Here is a 19634-nt window from a genome sequence, read left to right as displayed (position 1 = left end):
TTTTTATTAAAATTCTTTTTTAATGAATAACCAGTAAAAAAATCTGAAAAAATCATATGTCAAAATTTCAGATGGATATTCTCTCAAAATTCCTAGCATTTTTTCTAATGATTTCTTTTTGGATATTAACCCTAATTCAAACGCATTTATCCATAACGCTCTTTTTTTTGCTTTATTAAAAAGTATATGATTTTGGTACTCATTTAAAATCATCATTCTTGAATCATGCATGAGAGAGGTTTGCTTATGCATATTATTATCATGTAGCCTGTATTTAGCAAACAGGACGGGAAGATAACATAACTCCCCTTCTTGTGCTAAAAGCAACCACATATACCAGTCTTCAATTTTTACCTCAGCATCATAACCACCGATTTTTTTCAAAGCTTTTGAGCGAATCAGTTGTGTCGTGGCTGGCAAATCATGTTCTAATAATAAAATTTGTTCAAAACTATAGTTTTTTCTTTTTTTAATTCTATTTTTCACCTGATTAGAATCATGATCAATAACTGATATTCCTCCAAACACTGCAATACAATTTTTGTTATGCTTTAAAAATTCGGATTGTATTTTTATTTTATCTTCCAAGATTATATCATCAGAAGCGAGAGAAGAAAAATATTCTCCCTGTGCCCATTCTAAGGCTTCATTCAAGGTTGCACTCAAGCCCTTATTCGGTCGATGCCTAAATTCAAACCGGGTGAATCGTTTTTCACATCGTGGAATCAGTTCTTGTATTTTTTCTACTGAAGAATCTGTAGATCCATCATCAATGACAATTAACTCAATATTCTGATAAGACTGGTTAATGACACTCTGAATACTATCGCATACAAATTTTTCATGATTATAACTTGGTATAATGACAGAAACTAAAGCTTGGCCATTTATCATATTATCTCTCTTTGTCTTAATGATTTAAATATAAAAAAACTGATGACGACCCAATACATTCCATAGTTTATGAGGTGGGCTATTGAAACACCTTCAAATCCAAAAAGCTGGGTACATACATAGGTCAAAGCAATAAGAGATAAGGTAAATATAATCTCTGTAGAGATGTACAGTTTGGTCATTGCTTTACTGAGCATCAAATAAGCCAGTATCCAGCTTCCTATTTTTAGTGCATCCCCCATCATTTGCCAAAAGAACAGGCTTTGCATGGGTGCGAAAGATGGACTGAATAAGACATTGATAATCCAGTCACGCAGCACAAAAATGACTACTCCGCCTGCCACAGCCAGTGGAAAAAGAAATTTATAGCCTAAATAAACTTCTTTCTTAATTTCATCAATCATCTTGAGTTCTGACAAGCGCGGTAAGTAATAGACTCCCAATGTTGTTGTGACCAGCATCAGGTATACGGTGCTTAGACGGATCATGGCTTCCCAGTAACCGGCATACGCCAGGCCAAATTCCTGACTTAAATAGGCTCGAATTAAGATTTGCGATAAAGGCACACAGATCGCACTGACCAATGCCATCCAGATAAAAGAACTAAGTTTTTTAGTAATTTCTAAGTCTATTTTTCCAAACAGAGAGGAAAACTTAAACCAATCCGCTCGATAACACAGAAATAACGTCACTATAAACGCAATAGATTGATAAATGGATAATGCAATCAAGGCACCATATAAATGTAATTTTATTGCTAAAATACTCGTAACAATAAGCGCAAATAAACTACCCGCAATATTGGCAAGTACCAGCTTTAATATTTCTTTTTTGCCATTGAGTATGGCTAAAAACAGGGTATTAAAATTAAAGAATAATAAAAATACTGCAAACCATACAAAAACTGTTTGATATTCAAGTGTATGAAATATATAAAGTGATAGCTGCCTTTGGAAAATTAAAATTAAAAATGTGAACATCAGACTAAATACAAAAACAATACTGCCTGCTGTTTTCCAGATTGCACGTTGTTTGCTTTCATCTTCATGATATTCAGCAGTATATTTAATGACTGCGGTATTAATTGCACTACCCGCAAAAGTAGTCACCATTTGAATAAAATTTTGGAATTGACCTAAAGCTGCATATCCAGTCGGCCCCAGATATACAGCCAGAATTTTATTCAGTACAAACAGGGTTATGGTCTTAATCAGGACCGCCACCCCATTCAGTACACTGGTCTTAAGTAAATTCATCTATATTTGAAAACCATTACATAACTGAACAACTTGCTTTGCTTCATCCATGGATAAAGTAGGCCCTATCGGCAAGCTCAAGACCTGCGCATGAATTTGTTCTGAAATTGGTAAGTTTAAGTTATTCCATGCTTTATAAGCTTGCTGCTTATGGGGCGGAATCGGATAATGAATCAATGTCTGTACCCCATGCTCTGCCAAATATTTTTGTAATTCCTCCCGATATCTGGTCTGGATCACAAATAAATGCCAAACATGCTGCATATCAGTTGCGGTATTTATATTTTTAAGTGGAAGCACAATGGCTGGATTCTGAATTTCTTTTAAATAGAGATCTGCAATCTGACGACGATGCTGGTTTTCCTGATCTAAAAATGGCAGTTTTACATTCAGGATAGCCGCCTGAATTTCATCAAGGCGACTATTTACTCCCATGACCAGATTTTTATATTTTTCATGTGAGCCATAATTACGTATAGCCTTAAGCATATGGGCCAATTCAGCATCATTGGTGGTAATTGCCCCGGCATCACCCAGCGCACCCAGGTTTTTTCCTGGATAAAAACTGAAGCCTGAAGCATCTCCCCAATTCCCTGCTTTTTTACCCTCGATTTCAGCGCCATGGGCTTGTGCCGAATCCTCTAAAACCAGTAAATTATGTTTCTTGGCAATCGCCATAATTTCTGGCATGGCAGCAAGCTGTCCATATAAATGAACAGGCAAAATTGCCTTTGTTTTGATGGTAATCGCGGCTTCAATTTTTTTAACATCAATATTGAACGTATGGATATCCGGTTCGACCAATACCGGTTTCAGATGATTCTGTGAAATTGCCAAAATACTTGCAATATAGGTATTTGAAGGTACGATCACTTCATCGCCTTCATTCAGTTTACCCAGTTCTTTCCATGCACGCAGGGTCAGAATTAGAGCATCCAATCCATTGGCAACCCCTATGGCATACTCTGTACCACAATAATTCGCAAAATTTCGTTCAAAATCCTCTAACTCTTTGCCACAGATATACCAACCAGAATCAATGACCTGTGTACAAGCTGCTATAAGTTTGTCACGGTATTGAGCATTTATCGCTTTTAGCTCAAGAAAAGGTATCATTCTTATCAATCTCGTATAAAAATTTGTTATTCATTTTTTAATTTCACATTTATCAAAACTAATCTATTGATATGAATTAAAGTGAAAACCCCAATATTATTTATTCAGTTCATAATTCTTAGATTTAAAACTTGGCTCTAATAAAAATTTCTTCATCTTTTTATTTAGAGGCTTTTCAATATATTTATACATTATAAAGCTGGCTATTAAAGTCACAATAAATATAATCAATGAAAACAACATTAAATCTATATCAAATAAAAACATCTTTTTTATATAATTTAAAACTTGTATTTCCAAAACATGAAGCAAATAAAAACAAAAACTGATTTCTCCCGCCAAAACCATATATTTATTTGATAGAAACTTGGTAATAATACTTTTTTCATTAACAACATGAGACAATGAAAAAACAAGAATGATGGTAGCCATAGGTAACCAATAATAAATTGAGTATCTATAACTGATATTTATCTTGCTATGAAATACAAAGAATAAGACAAAAAGTAAAATCGCTCCTGATTCAAATACAAAAGTAGGTATCTTCATTTTAGAATAATTAACTTTTATTTTCTCATAAAGATCAAACAGGATAATACCAAGTAAAAAATCTGAAAAACGTACCCATGGTGAAATGTACAGCCAATAGTGATTCTGGTTTTTATCAAGCTGCATATTCAAAACCAAAATAGCTATAAGATAAAAAATAAATATATAGCTTCTTATTTTTTCAGAAATTAAAAATGCAAATGGAAAAAGTAAATAGAAGAACAATTCATCGGAAATGCTCCAGGATGGAGAGTTTAATGAAAAATGAATATTTTCTTCTAAAAAAAAGCTTTGTATTAGAAAAATGTGTTGAATTAAGTATTCCCATCCTTGTCCAGACTGGCTAAAGGTCAACAGAAGTACAATTGCCGTAGTTGCTATATGTACTGGATATACTCTTGCTAAACGAGAAATATAAAATTCTTTTTTTGAAACATTTCCTCTAAAAAATTTTTCTTTATAGTTATAGGATAAAATAAATCCGCTTAATATAAAGAAAAAACTGACGCCTAAAAATCCTTCATCAAAAATACTGTTAAAAATATTTGCATAATGCGTGTCATTTTTTAAAAAGGCCAAATGACTAAGAAAAACAAATAGCGCAAAAAACATACGCAATGATGTAAGCGGCTTAATCATCTCATACATCTCCTTCATATTTATTATTATTTAAAATTCTATTTTCTGAAGTCTCTTGAGTAACAAAGCCATCATACTTGTGAATTATTTTTCTTAATTTTATAGTCTCATTTTCTATGCAATAAAAGTTTTATCTGCTTCTTTTAAAAACTGGTCGTAATTACGGATATAGTCACTTTCATCATAATAATCGCTTGCCAATACCAACAATATGCAATCTTCAGAAAAATCATGCATTTCATGCCAAACCATGGGCGGAATTAATAATCCTTTATTGGGCTGACTTACGCACACTTCTTGTTTTTCTTTACTGTTATCCATTAATATTTTACAGCTGCCTTGAATACAAAACCCAATTTGTTGAAGCTCTTTATGTGCATGAAACCCGCGAGGAACATCAGGCTGAGCGCCAAAAATATAGTAGAGCCTCTGTATATGAAAGGGAATATTCTGATTGGCTTCAGCGACCACCAAACTGCCACGATGATCTCCCAGATTAGGTAAATCAATCCATTCAATAAGATTCATCATGATTACCCCACCAAAGAAATCAGATATTGACCATAGCCATTTTTACTCATCGTTTGACCAATGGCTAACACTTGTTCTTTGCTTAACCAGCTATTATTCATTGCAATTTCTTCTAGACAGGCAACTTTATAACCTTGACGCTTTTCAAGGGTTTCCACAAATTGAGCTGCCTCAAGTAGACTTCCCTGTGTACCTGTATCTAACCAGGCAAAGCCACGTCCCAGCAATTCAACATTTAAATCACCACGTTCCAGATATGCCTGGTTAATGGAGGTAATTTCCAGTTCACCTCGCTCAGAAGGTTGTACTTGTTTGGCAATCTGAATCACATCATTGTCATAAAAATACAGACCCGTTACAGCAAAGTTAGATTTAGGTTTTTCCGGTTTTTCTTCAATTGAAATAGCACGTTGCTGTTGATCAAATTCCACCACCCCAAAGCGTTCAGGATCTTTTACCTGATAGCCAAAAACAGTGGCTCCTTTTTGACGTTCAGCAGCCTGACGCAGCATGGGGGTAAAACCTTGCCCATAAAAGATATTATCGCCGAGCACTAAGCATACATTACTTTGCCCAATAAACTCTTCACCCAGAATAAAGGCTTGTGCCAAACCATCAGGTCGAGGCTGAATCGCATAACTCAGCTGCATGCCAAATTGTGAACCATCACCTAATAATCGCTTAAACCCATCAATATCTTCCGGGGTACTGATGACAAGAACCTCCTGAATACCGGCTAACATCAACACAGATAATGGGTAATAAACCATGGGTTTATCATAAATCGGAAGTAACTGTTTCGAGATTCCTTTAGTGATTGGATGCAAGCGTGTGCCCGAACCACCTGCTAAAATAATCCCCTTTGTTGATCTTGACATTAGACTGCCTCCCCTAAACGTTCACGCTGATAAGAACCATCCTGAACGCGACGGCACCATTGCAGATTATCCAGATACCACTGCACAGTTTTACGAATACCGGTCTCGAAGGACTCTTGTGGTTTCCAGCCAAGTTCACGCTCAATTTTTGAAGCATCAATGGCATAACGTAAATCATGACCAGGCCGATCACTGACGAAGCTAATCAGGCTTTCATATATTTGGCCATTGAGTCGTGGCTTAAGTTCATCCAAGATGGCGCAAATGGTTTTAACCACATCAATATTCTGTTTTTCATTATGCCCCCCAATATTGTAGGTTTCGCCTACCCTGCCCTTGGTCGCAACCTGATATAAAGCACGGGCATGATCTTCTACAAAAAGCCAATCCCGAATCTGCTGACCATTGCCATAAACAGGTAAAGATTTTCCATCCAGCGCATTTAAGATGATCAAAGGAATCAGTTTTTCAGGAAAATGATAAGGCCCGTAATTATTTGAACAGTTCGTAACCACGACCGGCAAACCATAGGTTCGATGCCAAGCACGCACTAAATGATCCGAGCTGGCTTTACTTGCCGAGTAAGGTGAACTTGGCAAATAAGCTGTGGCTTCAGTAAATAAGTCGGTTGTTTCTTTTAAATCCCCATAGACTTCATCTGTTGAAATATGATGAAATTTAAATTTAGACTTTTTGATTTCACCCGAATTTTGCCAATATTTTCGTGCGACCTCCAAGAGTGTATATGTACCCACAATATTGGTGCTGATAAATTCAGCTGGACCATCGATCGATCGATCCACATGAGACTCTGCTGCCAAATGCATGACGATATCTGGCTGAAATTCTGAAAATAATCGTGTTAAAGATACATGATCACAAATATCAGTTTGAGCAAATTGATAACGGGGATGAGCTGATATAGAAATTAATGACTCCAAGTTGCCTGCATAAGTTAACTTATCAACATTTAAAACATGATGTTCAGTCGCTTTGATGATATGCCGGACGGTAGCAGATCCAATAAAACCAGCTCCACCAGTCACTAATATTTTTTTCACCATTCCCAGTATTCCTTTTATTTTTATTTTACTTTTCAAATATTTTTTTAATTCATTGATGCCTTCTGGCATAGATATTCTTATTTGATTATTTATAACATATATTAATTTTATTCAACACACCACCTATAAAAATATTATTCTCAAATATAGTTACATTTTATGGATAATTATTTTTCTTATACCCCTTACCCAATACTTTATAATTATTGTTTTTTTAAAACACTTTTCAACCAATAAAAATCAGCTTAAGCTTTACAACTACTGATATATTACTTTCAACTAATAAGAGATTATTAATTAACACTTCATTTATATAATCTAGTTAATGCCGAATAAATATATGTGAAATTTAATAAAAATAGAATCTAAAAAACCTTTAAAGTATACACAAATAATATGAAAATACTTTCATTATTTCTAAGCTTTTGTTTTGCATAGTTATACTGTGATAATCACCTTAATCTGCAAGCAATAAAATTTATAAACAATACGTTTTACCTGAATAAACTAAGTAATACTTGTATCTCTACACCTTAATTTAATGGAAGTTTTAGATACTTTTTTTAATAAATGTTATTGATCTATTTTAATTCAAACGTATACTTAGAACTAAAAATAAGTATAGACAAGCTATATAATTTGTTATAACTTTTAGATGTTAATCACATAAACCATGTTAAAAAAATTAATAATTACGAATAATTACGAATAAATACTAATTTTAAATATATAAAAATAAAGGGGTTTCAAGTGAACAATAGACACCTTATAGGCGTTTTAACCTTAAGCCTATCATTAGTCGGATGTGCAGCAACATCTGGCTTTCAAACCTATGATTTACCAGATGAAGGAATTTATCAAACCGAACTGGGAACTCAAGTTAATCTGGTAAAATTGACTCAGGACAATCTACCTGCAGTGCAGTCAGCCCAAACTCAAAACCTGAATCATTACGCACCTTTATTTCAGCATGAAATGCAGGATTATCGTTTGAATCCAGGTGATATTTTATCCTTTCAATTATGGGCCTACCCGGAAATTAGTGCAGTTCCAACAGCAACTGATAATACCAATGGTTATCAAATTGACCGAAATGGTTATATCCATTTTCCATTAATTGGACGCTATAAAACAGTAGGGAAAACCCTTCCGGAGGTTAATCGGGAAGTACGCCGACTATTAATTCCTTATTTAAACAATCCAGATGTGGTGGTGAGAGTACTTTCTTATCAGGGACAGCGTTATTCAGTGGTGGGTAATGTGAAATCAGCTGGGCAGTTTTATTTGTCTGATCAGCCCGTGAGCGTTTATACAGCACTGGGTCTGGCCGGCGGCATTAACGAGCAAGGTAACTCTAGCTCTATTCAATTGGTGCGTCAGGGTGTGGCTTATGACCTCAATACAATTGCATTAGAAAAGGCAGGATATTCATTACATAAGCTGTTAATTCAACCCAATGACACCCTGTATATCAGTCCTCGTGAAAATCAGAAAATCTATGTCATGGGTGAAGCAGGCACGAATACCCCCTTACCCATACGTGACCAGGGGATGACTCTCGCGGATGTTCTCGGTGAAAGTGAAGGGATTAATCCCTATTCAGCCAGTGCTAGTCGAATTTACGTCTTACGTGACAATTCAAATAATCAGATGACTGAAATATATCATTTAAGTTTAAAAAATCTTGGAGATTTTGGCTTGGCCAAAAAGTTCAAAATGCACAGCAATGATATTGTCTATGTAGATGCCACAGGCCTGACTCGTTGGGAACGAGTGGTTAGCCAGATTCTTCCATTTTCAAATGTTGCTGGTACAGCTATACGCTAGCAGGTAGTTCAGCTATGCATATTAAAAAGATTTTGGGGAGCTGTTTTGAAAATATTAACCATCGATTAATGACTGAATGTTTATTAACGAGATCTGCCCGTATTTGTAGATTAAATCTATAAATATAGATGGCTGAAGTAATGCTCAGCGCTGATCACAAGACAGCATTTTTTACGTAATAGCATGGGATCTGCCTGCAACTCCATGTAGTTCAACACTAAATATGAAGCAGATTGAATAAAAATAATCTTATCCTGATCATCATAAAAATATCTGGTTTTACCAGACTAGATTTTTTATGAGGGAACAATAAAGCCAGCATATTTGGGATTCATTTTTGCAGGGGCAGCAGGTCTTTGATGAAGTTCTGTAATTTAATTCAACACGACGTCATCGACTGGAAAAATCACTTTTAAACTTTTAGAAAGCAAAATTATGAACAAAAATAACAATACCGAAAATATGATTGACCTAAAAGGGGTGTTATTTTCCTTGTTTGCGCAATGGAAACTTATCCTCGTATGTGCCTTGCTCAGCGTGCTTGCTGTCCTGCTCTATTTACGCACTGCAGCGATTAATTATAAGGTCGATGCCATCGTCCAGGTCGAAGAAAGTAGAGGTGCCTCAGCTGCTTTATTGGGTAACCTTTCAAGTGTCATTGGGCAAATGTCTTCATCTAATGCTGAAGTTGAGGTATTAAAATCACGCAATATTCTGGAATCAGTAATTAATCGCTTAAATTTAGATCTTCAGATTACCAGTACTGAAGACACTTTTGTTAAGCGACTATTTCAAGGGATAAATTATCAAACCGAATATCAGCCTGAAACTGTACGCTTTAAAGAGGGTCAAAAAAGCTTCGACATTCGACAGTTTGAAGTTCCTGCCGCCTATTTGGATAAAAATCTGCTACTGCAATTTCAACAACAGGGCTTTAGTCTAATCAATCCTGTGACAGAAGAAACCATTTTCAAGGGTGCACTGAACCAGCCAGTACAATTCAAGACTGCGCAGGGCGACTGGAAAATCGCGATCTTTACTCAGGATCCGCTAGATAGCAGTTATCAGGTGCAAAAGCTCTCTTTACCCTCAGCGATTGATTCTATTCTTGCCAATTATTCAATTGTAGAAAAAGGCGAACTTAGCGGGATTTTGCAGCTTCGCTACCAAGGTCATGACAAACAGCACATTACCAAAGTTCTGAATACTATTTTGGCAATTTATAGCCAAAATAATATTACCCGTCGTTCGGCAGAAACTGCTCAGACCCTCGCTTTCTTGGATGCTCAATTACCGGATTTAAGAAAACAGCTGGATGATGCAGAGCGGGTCTTTAACCAATTCCGTCAACAGCATAATACTGTCGACATCACCCGGGAGTCAGAATTATATTTAAATCAAAGTGTGACTTTAGAAACACAACGAGCTCTACTCGAACAGAGACAGGCGGAAATAGGCGCCAAATATGCAGCAGCACATCCGACCATGCGAGAAGTTACTGCTCAACTTCGTGTGATTAATGGCAAGATTCGTGAGCTCAATACGACACTTAAAAATCTTCCAGAAATACAACGCCAGTATTTACAACTGTCTCGTGAAGTCGAAGTCAAACAACAACTGTATACCAATTTGGTCAATTCCTACCAACAACTGCGAATTGCCAAAGCCGGCGAGATTGGCAATGTACATGTTATTGATACTGCGCTTGAACCGATTGACGTGATTAAACAGAAACAGCCATTAATTCTGTTCTTAACTTTTTGCTTCGGTACTTTCTTGGGAATTCTGGTGGCATTATTCCGCAATATGTTCCGTTCTGGAGTGAAAGATAGTAGCCAAATAGAATACCAGCTGGATCTTCCCGTCTATGCCAATATTGCACACTCCCCTGTTCAGAAACCGGGACTGAAACTGCTGAAAAAGAAAAAACTGCCTTTCTTATTAGCCCTTAAACATAGTGATGATATGGCGATCGAAAGCTTGCGCAGCATCCGGACAGCAAGCCATTTCGCTCTGTCTCAGGCCAAAAATAATATTATTATGATCTCGGGTCCAGCGCCTAGAGTTGGAAAATCATTTGTTTCCAGCAATCTGGCAGTCATCATGGCAGAAAAACATAAACGCGTATTGATCATTGATGCGGACTTGCGTCGTGGTCATATACACAAATATTTTGATTTGGATAATCAATATGGATTAACTGAATACCTGAATGAGCAAATTACCTTGGAACAGATGGTGCAAAGCACCAATGTAGCAAACCTCAGCGTCATCACCTGTGGTGAAAATCCAGTCAATCCATCCGAACTTCTCAATTCGGTACGGTTTCAGGAATTACTGCAACACCTGACGCCACACTATGATCATATTATAATTGATACGCCTCCTGTCCTGGCGGTCACGGATGCGATCATCGTGTCCCGATATGTCGGACTCAATCTGGTGGTGGCCCGCTATGCAAAAACACAAATGAAGGAATTGGCACTGACAGTGAACCGTTTTAAACAAGCGGGAAGTACCGTAAATGGCTTTATCCTGAATGATATCCAGCGTTCAGCAGGTGGTAGTTATAGCTATGATTATACTTATAGCTATAAAACCAAAACAAAAACCAGTTGATCTTTTTGAATAAAAAAACCAGCCATTGCTGGTTTTTTTATTTTTTTAAAGCTCTACCAAACTGCGATATTTGCTTGCTAAAAAACCACCCATTCTGCAAGATTTCTCAAAATTTTCTGCTAAGATGGAATGAACCTCAACGATAACATTAGATTGGAATAATACATGAGCAAGGCCTTACCGATTGCTGTCGCTGTTCTTCTAGGCGGTGCCGCGCTAGTACCTGTTTACTATGCAACTCAAAACCCAGCTGCTCAAACGACTAAAGCATCTAAAGATGCCTCTGCTGTTTCTAAAATCAGCTATGCTCTCGGTTATGAAGTGGCTCATCAAACCCCACCTGAACTCGATATTAATAGCTTTGTGACAGGCGTACGTGAAGGACATGCGCGTACTGAACCGGCGTATACTGAAGAAGAATTACAGGCAGCTTACGAACAGTTCCAGAAAGAAATGCAGCAAAAGCAACTTGATAGCACTAAACAGGCACAAGCATCGAGTGACAGTTTCCTGACAGAAAATGCCAAAAAAGCGGGGGTAAAAACCACAGCTTCCGGTTTGCAATACCTAGTGACTAAAGAAGGCACGGGCAAACAGCCAGCTGCTTCTTCAATCGTGAAAGTCCATTACACCGGCAAACTGGTGGATGGTACTGTATTTGACAGTTCGGTTGAACGTGGCGAGCCGATTGAGTTTCCACTCAATCAAGTGATTCCAGGCTGGACTGAAGGTCTGCAACTGATGAAAGAAGGCGGTAAAGCGACCCTGTATATCCCATCTCAACTTGGTTATGGTGAACAAGGCGTGCCAGGGACGATTCCTCCACACAGTACTTTGATTTTTGATGTGGAACTCATTGAAGTCAAATAATCTATAAATAAGGAGAGCAATGCGCTCTCCTTTATTTTGAGAATAAATATGAAAATACAAATAAGCTTGATGGTTTTACTGCTAAGTTCTGGCAATCTGCTTGCCAAAGATGTGACCAATAAAAGCCCGGAAGCTGAACAGGTCGGTTATAGCTTTGGTTATCTGATGGGAAAAAGTAATGCCGACTCTTTGCAAGGGATTGATCTGGATGCTTTCAGTGCAGGTTTAAAAGCTGCTGCTGCCGGAAAACAATCCACTTTAACTGAAGAAGACATGGCTCGAGTGCTGACCCAGTTTAAACGTCAAAGTGAAGCCAAAGAGCTGATTGAATTAAAACAAAAAGCTGAAGAAAACACCAAAATCGGTCAGGCTTTTCTGACAGAAAATGCCAAAAAAGCAGGGATAAAAACGACTAAATCTGGCCTGCAATATCAGATTCTTCAGGAAGGCAAAGGCAAATCGCCAAAAGCCGATAGCAATGTCCGCGTACATTATGAAGGCCGTTTGATTGATGGCACGGTTTTTGACAGTTCAATTGCCCGTAATCAGCCTGTGGTCTTCCGTACCACCCAAGTGATTACCGGTTGGACTGAAGGCCTGCAACTGATGAAAGAAGGTGCCAAATACCGCTTCTTCATTCCTGCAGAACTGGCCTATGGACAAATTGGTTCAGGTGATGTGATTGAGCCAAACAGTACCTTAATTTTTGATGTGGAATTACTGGAAATTATGAAGTAATCAATACTGTTTTTTTAAATATTCAATCAGAGAGGCGCGATAGCGGCCTCTCTTTTTTATATGGATGAAGCATAATTAATCGAATGTTTTCATGTCACATTCAGATCAGTTTTGCTATGTTATATGTTAATTAAACGGTTCAACAAGAATAGAGGACGTCAGCATGGCAGCAATCAAGACCCGTGAAATTCATTATACTGCGCCGGATGGTAGCGCATTGATTGGCTATTTTGCCGCTCCAGAAACAGATACACCCCTTGCAGGTGTGCTGGTCGCACCAGAATGGTGGGGTCGTAATGAATATACCGAACAGCGTGCTCGCGAACTTGCAGAACATGGCTATGCGGCCTTGGCAATTGACATGTATGGTGACAAAAAAGTGACCACCCATTCTGATCAGGCCTACCAGTGGATGATGCAGACCTTTGAAGATCCGGACACCATCGTTGATCGTGCGACAGCAGCTTTAAATACCTTGGCAGCACAGGATGAAGTCAATGCAGAGAAACTTGCTGCCATCGGTTTTTGTTACGGCGGTAAAGTAGTGCTGGATCTGGCGCGTGCCAATGCCCCTTTAAAAGCAGTGACCACCTTCCACGGGACACTTGCTGCCAAAGCACCGGCTCAAGAAGGTCAGGTTCAGGCCGAAATTCTAGTCTTGCACGGTGAGCTAGACAGCATGGTCACCTTAGATGATGTCGCCAGTTTCCGTGAAGAAATGCATGCGGCCAACGTCGAGCATGAGGTGATTGTCTTTGAAGATGCCAAACATGGCTTTAGCAACCCGCTCGCCGACGAACGGGCCAAAGCCAATGGCGTGGATCTTGGTTACAATGCTGAAGCGGAACAAAAAAGCTTGGCGGCGATGTATGCCTTATTGGAACGTCATTTGGCTTAAATAGATATAAGTGCTCGACTTGAAATCAAGCTGAGCACTTTAAAGAATCATTGAAGAAAAGAACGATAAATCCTACCAGAGGAGAATGCTGACTATGGCTGAAACCAACTGCCTTTACTGTAACTATGACGAATATGATGTCATTGCTAAAAATGATTATGGTGTGGTGCTGCCTGAACCGAATTCATTATCCGAAGGTCACTGTGTAGTGATTCCACTCCGGCATGTGGCTTCATTTTTTGAAGTGACGGACAAAGAACGTAAAAGCCTGATGTCTTTGCTCGAACAGGCACGTAATGAGCTCAATTTACGTTACCAGCCCGCCGGTTTCCATGTCGGTTTTATTGATGGCGAAGTGTTTCAGGAAAAGGGCGAACATCTGCATATTCATATTATTCCGCGCTATAAAGACAAAGTATTGAAGCTGGATGAACGTTGGGGGATTAGCGACTAAATCTTTGCTGTTTTAAAATAAATGCTCTTCGGAGCATTTATTGTTTGTGTTATTAAGCCGATATCCATACACACTACTCCGCAGTTTTTATCTACTTTTCACATTTCAGGCCTGCCGATTCCGCTATAATGGCTGCTGCTTATTCAGTTGCTATTTATCCATGTTTGTATTTTCAGATGCCCTGTTAGAATGGTTTGATGTGCATGGTCGTCATGACTTGCCCTGGCAGGTGACAGATGATCCCTACAAAGTCTGGGTCTCTGAAATCATGTTGCAACAAACCCAGGTCAAAACTGTGCTGCAATATTATGAACGCTTTATTCAGCGTTTTCCGACCGTTCAGGACTTAGGTCAAGCGTCTTGGGATGAGGTCGCGCCTTACTGGGCAGGACTGGGCTATTATGCCCGTGCCCGTAACCTGCACAAAGCTGCCGGCATGGTGACAGCACAGCAGCAGTTTCCTCAAACCCTGGAACAATGGATTGCCTTGCCGGGGATCGGCCGTTCCACCGCTGGTGCCTTAATGTCACTGGGTTTACGCCAATACGGCGTGATCATGGATGGCAATGTCAAACGGGTGTTGTCGCGTTTCTTCGCAATTGAAGATGATCTGTCCAAACCCATTCATGAACGTGCTTTATGGCAACTGGCTGAAGAATTATGTCCGGTCGAACGTAATCATGATTATACCCAGGCGATTATGGATCTCGGTGCTACGGTCTGCACTCCGAAAAAACCACTGTGCCTATATTGTCCGATGCAGCAACATTGCAAAGCACATCAGCAAGGTCTGGAAAATGAATTACCATTCAAGAAAGCCAAAAAACCGGTGCCAGTGCGCTCAGCACAAGTATTATTGATTCAGTCCTCTAATGAATGGCTGTGGCAACAACGACCCAACAGTGGCCTGTGGGGCGGACTCTGGTGTTTGCCAATTATTGAAAATGCCCATGAATTCGAACAGCAATGTCAGCAGCTTGGCCTGAAAAATATCCTCAAAAAAGTCCAGATCAGCCACAGTTTCACCCACTTCACCTGGCAGCTTGAAGCAACCGTTTTCGCAGTGGATCAGGATCAGCAGGAACATTTGGCGATTGAACTGCAAGGCAACTGGATGCGTCCAGAGACAGCCATTGATTGCGGTCTGCCGACAGCAATGAAAAAATTGATCTCTGCCGTTAACCTATGACATAGTCTGGACAAAGCATCATATCGATCAGCTCAGAATGAGCATTGCCAATATTTAAGGATGAATAGCGTGCGCCAATACCTTGCTTTGACCTGGGTGGCTTTGATTGCCATATTACTGACCGCCTGTAGCAGTACGCCGAAACAACCTTCTTCTGCACAGTTAAATCCGCTACTGGTACAAAAACTGCAAAATAAGCGAATGCCTTCTTCACTGCCCATCCCGGTGGCACGTGTACAGGCACGTGAATTACAGGATACCTGGGGGGCGTCGCGCAGTCGCGGACGTTTGCATGAGGGCATTGATATCATGGCTCCACGTGGAACCAAAGTCTTTAGTGCCACAGAAGGTCTGATTGCAGATTTACGCAATAACAATTTGGGTGGTAAAGTAGTCTGGATTCTCGGTCCGGGCGGCTCCTGGCATTATTATGCACATCTGGATGGACATAAACGCGGCCTGAAAGTAGGTGATGCTGTCAAAAAAGGCCAGCTCATCGGCTATGTCGGCAATAGCGGTAATGCCCGACATACTGCACCACATCTGCATTATGGTATTTATTTACAGGGCAAGGGGCGCGGTGTGGTCAACCCCTACCCCTATTTACGTTAATTTTAGGATATTTACATGTCAGAAACGTTGATCAACCGTCTGGTAGAATTTGCTGAATCAGGCAATCAACAAAAAATCGTGCTGAATGGTCAAAGCTACCAGGGCTGGGTGATGGAAATTACCGAAGATGCGCTGCTGATCAGTACCGGTTATACCGACAAAAGTGGTAAAGACATGTGGATTCAATTTAGCGATCTGGATCAGGCTGAACTGTCGTACTGGGACAATCAGCAGGATCAATGGGCTGTGTTTAAATTATAAAACCATAAAAACAAGGAGCATGGCATGACTCTGCAACGCTGTGGCTGGTGCTCCAATGATCCGCTGTATATCACCTATCATGATCAGGAATGGGGACAAGCCCTGCTGGATGAAAATCGCCTGTTTGAAATGCTGTGTCTGGAAGGACAGCAGGCCGGTCTAGCCTGGATTACCGTACTCAGAAAACGTGAAGCGTATCGTGAACATTTTTTTCAATATTCCATTCAGTCGATTGCAGCACTTACAGATCAACAACTCGAACTCAAGCTTAAGGATGCCCGCCTGATCCGTCATCGTGGCAAGCTGCATGCCATTCGCGAGAATGCCCAAGCATGGCTCAAGCTGCAACAGCAAGACATCAATGTAGGGCAATGGCTATGGTCTTTTGCCCAGCAACCACGACTGAATAATGATGTTGCGGATTATCGTCAGGCAGCGGCACAGACTATCGAAAGCCAGATCATGTCAAAAGCCTTAAAAAAGGCCGGTTTTAAATTTGTCGGACCCACCATTTGCTATGCCTTTATGCAGGCCGTCGGTATGGTCGATGATCACGAAAATCATTGTCACTTTAAAACAATATATTCCCATTCAAAGAAGAGCTGAATTTATGTCGAATAATATTATCCACGCTTATGCTGCAATGTCAGCAGGTGCTGCACTCGAACCCTATCAATTCGATGCTGGTGAACTACAGCCACATCAGGTCGAAGTCAAAGTAGAATACTGTGGCCTGTGTCATTCTGATATTTCAGTCCTCAATAATGACTGGGGTTCATCCGTTTATCCGGTCGTGGCTGGACACGAGATTATCGGCATCATCACGCAACTGGGTGGCGAAGCCAAAGGCCTGAAAGTGGGACAACGGGTTGGCATTGGCTGGACTGCGGAAAGCTGCCAGTATTGCGATCCGTGTATTTCAGGTCAGCAGGTACTCTGTACTGGCGGCCAAGTGGCGACTATTGTCGGACATGCCGGTGGTTTTGCCGACAAGGTCCGTGCTGGCTGGCAATGGGTCATTCCCCTGCCTGAAGATCTGGATCCTGAAAGTGCCGGCCCTCTGCTCTGTGGCGGGATTACCGTATTCGATCCGATTCTGAAACACCAGATTCAGGCTATTCATCATGTTGGCGTGATCGGGATTGGGGGTCTGGGTCATATCGCAATTAAACTGCTCAAAGCTTGGGGCTGCGAGATTACCGCTTTCACTTCAAATCTGGATAAAACCGATGAGCTGAAAGCCATGGGCGCTGACCATGTGGTGAACAGTCGTGATGTCGCTGCATTAAAAGCCCAGCGTGGCAAGTTTGATTTATTACTGAGTACTGTCAATGTCACCTTGAACTGGCAGGCTTATCTGGCAACTTTGGCGCCGAATGGCACTGTGCATATGCTAGGTTTACCACTTGAGCCGATGCAGATTCCGGCTGGCATGCTGATTGGCGGAGCTAAATCAGTCACCGGTTCACCGACAGGGTCACCGGCGGCATTACGTCAGTTACTCCAATTTGCTGCACGTAAAAATATTGCCCCACAAATTGAAGTTTTCCCAATGTCACAGCTGAATCAGGCGATTGAACATCTGCATTCTGGCAAAGCTCGTTACCGGATTGTACTTAAAGCGGATCTTACAGCTTAAATCCTGCCTATTTTTAGCCGTTAAAAAGACCCAGCAATTGGGCAATGCCAGTCAGTTAAGAAATTGACTGGCATTTTCTTTTTTAAATTCATGATCATACTTGATAGGTAGAAAAGTCATCCGCAACTGTTTGAGACATGAGGTGTATTGCACCGCAAGATTAAAAAATGATTGTTTCTACGACAAATTTACTAATGGATGCTGGCTGACGAGTTTTGTGGGGAGGACTATTGCTCTGCAAGATGCCTTCCCGGCGAAGCTCCGCTTATCATTTGAGCGAAACCAAAGTAACAAATGATATTGCAAATATTTGATTTAAAAAGTTAAAAATTTCTCGTGAACGACTGAAAAGTTAAAGAAACTATTTCTAAATTCCTTAACTGATCAGCATTACAGCAATTGGGTCTTTTTTATCAAATGGAGCGTAAAATGCTGTCTTTCAGGTCAGAGATATAAGAGACACGACATGAAATGTCGTTTAATTTTTAAGAATCAATAATTTTAATTTAACATGAGCTAATATAAGCCTATGAAAACACTTAAATTACGCATAAAAGACAAACATTGCAAGGTGCTAAATCAGTTAGCATCCGAGGTGAACTTTGTCTGGAATTATGTGAATGATTTAAGTTTCAAACACCTTACAAGAACAGGTGACTTTTTCTCAGCATTTGATATGACTAAATACACAAAAGGAACTTCAAAACTGTGTGGTTTGCATAGTCAAACAGTACAAGGGATAACAGAAGAATATGTTAATAAAAGAAGACAGCACAAGAAAGCAAAGCTGAAATGGCGTGTAAGTAATAAGAAGTCGGCAAGACGTTCACTTGGTTGGATACCATTTAAAAAAGTAGCGATTAAATATGCTGATGGATATGTGCAATATGGCAAGTATCAATTCAAACTGTGGGATAGCTACGGTATAAGTAAATACAGTGTTAGAACAGGCTCATTCGTTGAGGATAGTCGTGGGCGCTGGTACGTGTGCCTTGTTGTCGATTCACCCAAGCAAGACAAACCAACTGTAACTCAAGCGATTGGTATTGATCTTGGTCTAAAAGACATTGCTACCTGTTCAGATGGTACGGTCATTTCAAATCCCAAGTTCTATCAAAAATACGAGCAGAAATTAGGGATTGCTCAAAGAGCAAAAAATAAAAAACGTGTACGTACATTTCACGCCAAGATTGCGAATTGTCGAAAAGACTATTTGCACAAAGCAAGCACCATGCTTGTGAAAGAAAATGCATTGATTATTGTTGGTGATCTGAGTGCCAAGAAACTTGTAAAAACCAAAATGGCAAAATCGGTTTTAGATACAGGGTTTTCAGCACTTAAAACAATGCTCAAGTATAAATGCGAGAACGCAGGGGTATTGTTTGAAGAAGTGAGTGAGAGGTTCACAACCCAAATCTGTTCGTGCTGTGGTGAGATCACCGCAAGCAGTCCGAAAGGTAGAGCAGATTTGCGAATAAGAGTATGGGAATGTGAATGCGGTAGTTTAAATCAACGTGATTTAAATTCTGCTAAGAACATACTTGCGCTTGGGCATAAGCGTCTAGCAGTAGGAATCACCTCCGTTTTAGGGATGTGAGGA

The 19634-nt window shown here is 39.8% G+C and carries 19 protein-coding genes; 12 read left to right on the top strand and 7 right to left on the bottom strand.

Features of this window, described 5'->3' with window-relative positions:
- Positions 1 to 6: 6 nt before the first annotated feature.
- From NI468_RS06510 to rfbB, 7 genes are all read right to left on the bottom strand, one after another.
- Positions 7 to 894, bottom strand: a complete 888-nt coding sequence (locus NI468_RS06510) for a glycosyltransferase family 2 protein (protein WP_253100770.1) — start codon at positions 892 to 894, stop codon at positions 7 to 9.
- Positions 891 to 2150, bottom strand: coding sequence for an O-antigen translocase (locus tag NI468_RS06505; protein ID WP_253100767.1), 1260 nt, complete (start codon positions 2148 to 2150; stop codon positions 891 to 893). The genes NI468_RS06510 and NI468_RS06505 overlap by 4 nt, the downstream gene beginning before the upstream one ends.
- Positions 2151 to 3266 (bottom strand): DegT/DnrJ/EryC1/StrS family aminotransferase, encoded by a 1116-nt coding sequence (locus NI468_RS06500; RefSeq protein ID WP_005173664.1) that lies wholly within the window; start codon positions 3264 to 3266, stop codon positions 2151 to 2153.
- 96 nt (positions 3267 to 3362) lie between these two features.
- Entirely contained in the window at positions 3363 to 4454 is a 1092-nt protein-coding gene (locus tag NI468_RS06495) for an acyltransferase family protein (protein ID WP_253100764.1), read from the bottom strand.
- Between the two features lie 114 nt (positions 4455 to 4568).
- Positions 4569 to 4982, bottom strand: coding sequence for a sugar 3,4-ketoisomerase (locus NI468_RS06490; RefSeq protein ID WP_253100867.1), 414 nt, complete (start codon positions 4980 to 4982; stop codon positions 4569 to 4571).
- Between the two features lie 5 nt (positions 4983 to 4987).
- Positions 4988 to 5863, bottom strand: coding sequence for a glucose-1-phosphate thymidylyltransferase RfbA (gene rfbA / locus NI468_RS06485; protein ID WP_100355445.1), 876 nt, complete (start codon positions 5861 to 5863; stop codon positions 4988 to 4990).
- Positions 5863 to 6927, bottom strand: coding sequence for a dTDP-glucose 4,6-dehydratase (gene rfbB, locus NI468_RS06480; RefSeq protein ID WP_253100761.1), 1065 nt, complete (start codon positions 6925 to 6927; stop codon positions 5863 to 5865). Before rfbB ends, rfbA begins: the two co-directional genes overlap by 1 nt.
- A gap of 750 nt (positions 6928 to 7677) precedes the next feature.
- On the opposite strand from rfbB, the gene NI468_RS06475 reads away from it, so the two are divergent.
- The 12 genes from NI468_RS06475 to NI468_RS06420 all read left to right on the top strand — a co-directional run bounded on the left by NI468_RS06475 (position 7678) and on the right by NI468_RS06420 (position 19631).
- On the top strand, positions 7678 to 8754 hold the full coding sequence (locus NI468_RS06475; protein WP_005173647.1) for a polysaccharide biosynthesis/export family protein: 1077 nt from the start codon (positions 7678 to 7680) through the stop codon (positions 8752 to 8754).
- 435 nt (positions 8755 to 9189) lie between these two features.
- On the top strand, positions 9190 to 11373 hold the full coding sequence (locus NI468_RS06470) for a polysaccharide biosynthesis tyrosine autokinase (RefSeq protein ID WP_253100758.1): 2184 nt from the start codon (positions 9190 to 9192) through the stop codon (positions 11371 to 11373).
- Between the two features lie 165 nt (positions 11374 to 11538).
- The gene (locus NI468_RS06465) at positions 11539 to 12243 is read left to right on the top strand and encodes a BamJ family beta-barrel-assembly machinery protein (protein WP_005094756.1); all 705 of its coding nucleotides are present in this window, start codon (positions 11539 to 11541) and stop codon (positions 12241 to 12243) included.
- A 48-nt stretch (positions 12244 to 12291) separates the two neighbouring features.
- Entirely contained in the window at positions 12292 to 12981 is a 690-nt protein-coding gene (locus NI468_RS06460) for a BamJ family beta-barrel-assembly machinery protein (protein ID WP_005173644.1), read from the top strand.
- Positions 12982 to 13144: 163 nt separating this feature from the next.
- Complete coding sequence (locus NI468_RS06455) at positions 13145 to 13879, top strand: dienelactone hydrolase family protein (RefSeq protein ID WP_180000602.1); 735 nt, start codon at positions 13145 to 13147, stop codon at positions 13877 to 13879.
- A gap of 94 nt (positions 13880 to 13973) precedes the next feature.
- Positions 13974 to 14333 (top strand): HIT family protein, encoded by a 360-nt coding sequence (locus NI468_RS06450; protein WP_100535474.1) that lies wholly within the window; start codon positions 13974 to 13976, stop codon positions 14331 to 14333.
- Between the two features lie 160 nt (positions 14334 to 14493).
- Positions 14494 to 15522, top strand: a complete 1029-nt coding sequence (mutY, locus tag NI468_RS06445) for an A/G-specific adenine glycosylase (protein ID WP_253100755.1) — start codon at positions 14494 to 14496, stop codon at positions 15520 to 15522.
- 69 nt (positions 15523 to 15591) lie between these two features.
- Entirely contained in the window at positions 15592 to 16134 is a 543-nt protein-coding gene (locus NI468_RS06440; RefSeq protein WP_005173640.1) for a M23 family metallopeptidase, read from the top strand.
- Between the two features lie 15 nt (positions 16135 to 16149).
- Positions 16150 to 16395, top strand: a complete 246-nt coding sequence (locus NI468_RS06435) for a hypothetical protein (protein ID WP_004728896.1) — start codon at positions 16150 to 16152, stop codon at positions 16393 to 16395.
- A 24-nt stretch (positions 16396 to 16419) separates the two neighbouring features.
- Entirely contained in the window at positions 16420 to 17001 is a 582-nt protein-coding gene (locus NI468_RS06430; RefSeq protein WP_004728898.1) for a DNA-3-methyladenine glycosylase I, read from the top strand.
- 4 nt (positions 17002 to 17005) lie between these two features.
- Complete coding sequence (gene ahr / locus NI468_RS06425; RefSeq protein ID WP_253100752.1) at positions 17006 to 18034, top strand: NADPH-dependent aldehyde reductase Ahr; 1029 nt, start codon at positions 17006 to 17008, stop codon at positions 18032 to 18034.
- Between the two features lie 529 nt (positions 18035 to 18563).
- Positions 18564 to 19631 carry an RNA-guided endonuclease InsQ/TnpB family protein gene (locus NI468_RS06420; RefSeq protein WP_253100749.1) on the top strand — a complete coding sequence of 356 codons (1068 nt, stop codon included), beginning with the start codon at positions 18564 to 18566 and terminating at the stop codon, positions 19629 to 19631.
- The last annotated feature ends 3 nt before the right edge of the window (positions 19632 to 19634 follow it).

The organism is Acinetobacter lwoffii (assembly GCF_024129355.1).
Lineage (GTDB): Bacteria > Pseudomonadota > Gammaproteobacteria > Pseudomonadales > Moraxellaceae > Acinetobacter > Acinetobacter lwoffii_I.
Note: the sequence above shows the minus strand (reverse complement) of the source record. Positions and strands in the feature narration are given on the sequence as shown.

Excerpts from the sequence above, each read along its gene's own strand:
- NI468_RS06495 (WP_253100764.1), bottom strand. The coding sequence starts at position 4,454 with ATGATTAAGCCGCTTACATCATTGCGTATGTTTTTTGCGCTATTTGTT.
- NI468_RS06490 (WP_253100867.1), bottom strand. The coding sequence starts at position 4,982 with ATGAATCTTATTGAATGGATTGATTTACCTAATCTGGGAGATCATCGT.
- mutY (WP_253100755.1), top strand. The coding sequence starts at position 14,494 with ATGTTTGTATTTTCAGATGCCCTGTTAGAATGGTTTGATGTGCATGGT.
- NI468_RS06510 (WP_253100770.1), bottom strand. The coding sequence starts at position 894 with ATGATAAATGGCCAAGCTTTAGTTTCTGTCATTATACCAAGTTATAAT.
- NI468_RS06435 (WP_004728896.1), top strand. The coding sequence starts at position 16,150 with ATGTCAGAAACGTTGATCAACCGTCTGGTAGAATTTGCTGAATCAGGC.
- NI468_RS06430 (WP_004728898.1), top strand. The coding sequence starts at position 16,420 with ATGACTCTGCAACGCTGTGGCTGGTGCTCCAATGATCCGCTGTATATC.
- ahr (WP_253100752.1), top strand. The coding sequence starts at position 17,006 with ATGTCGAATAATATTATCCACGCTTATGCTGCAATGTCAGCAGGTGCT.
- NI468_RS06470 (WP_253100758.1), top strand. The coding sequence starts at position 9,190 with ATGAACAAAAATAACAATACCGAAAATATGATTGACCTAAAAGGGGTG.
- NI468_RS06500 (WP_005173664.1), bottom strand. The coding sequence starts at position 3,266 with ATGATACCTTTTCTTGAGCTAAAAGCGATAAATGCTCAATACCGTGAC.
- NI468_RS06420 (WP_253100749.1), top strand. The coding sequence starts at position 18,564 with ATGAAAACACTTAAATTACGCATAAAAGACAAACATTGCAAGGTGCTA.
- NI468_RS06450 (WP_100535474.1), top strand. The coding sequence starts at position 13,974 with ATGGCTGAAACCAACTGCCTTTACTGTAACTATGACGAATATGATGTC.
- rfbB (WP_253100761.1), bottom strand. The coding sequence starts at position 6,927 with ATGGTGAAAAAAATATTAGTGACTGGTGGAGCTGGTTTTATTGGATCT.
- NI468_RS06455 (WP_180000602.1), top strand. The coding sequence starts at position 13,145 with ATGGCAGCAATCAAGACCCGTGAAATTCATTATACTGCGCCGGATGGT.
- NI468_RS06460 (WP_005173644.1), top strand. The coding sequence starts at position 12,292 with ATGAAAATACAAATAAGCTTGATGGTTTTACTGCTAAGTTCTGGCAAT.
- NI468_RS06465 (WP_005094756.1), top strand. The coding sequence starts at position 11,539 with ATGAGCAAGGCCTTACCGATTGCTGTCGCTGTTCTTCTAGGCGGTGCC.
- rfbA (WP_100355445.1), bottom strand. The coding sequence starts at position 5,863 with ATGTCAAGATCAACAAAGGGGATTATTTTAGCAGGTGGTTCGGGCACA.
- NI468_RS06505 (WP_253100767.1), bottom strand. The coding sequence starts at position 2,150 with ATGAATTTACTTAAGACCAGTGTACTGAATGGGGTGGCGGTCCTGATT.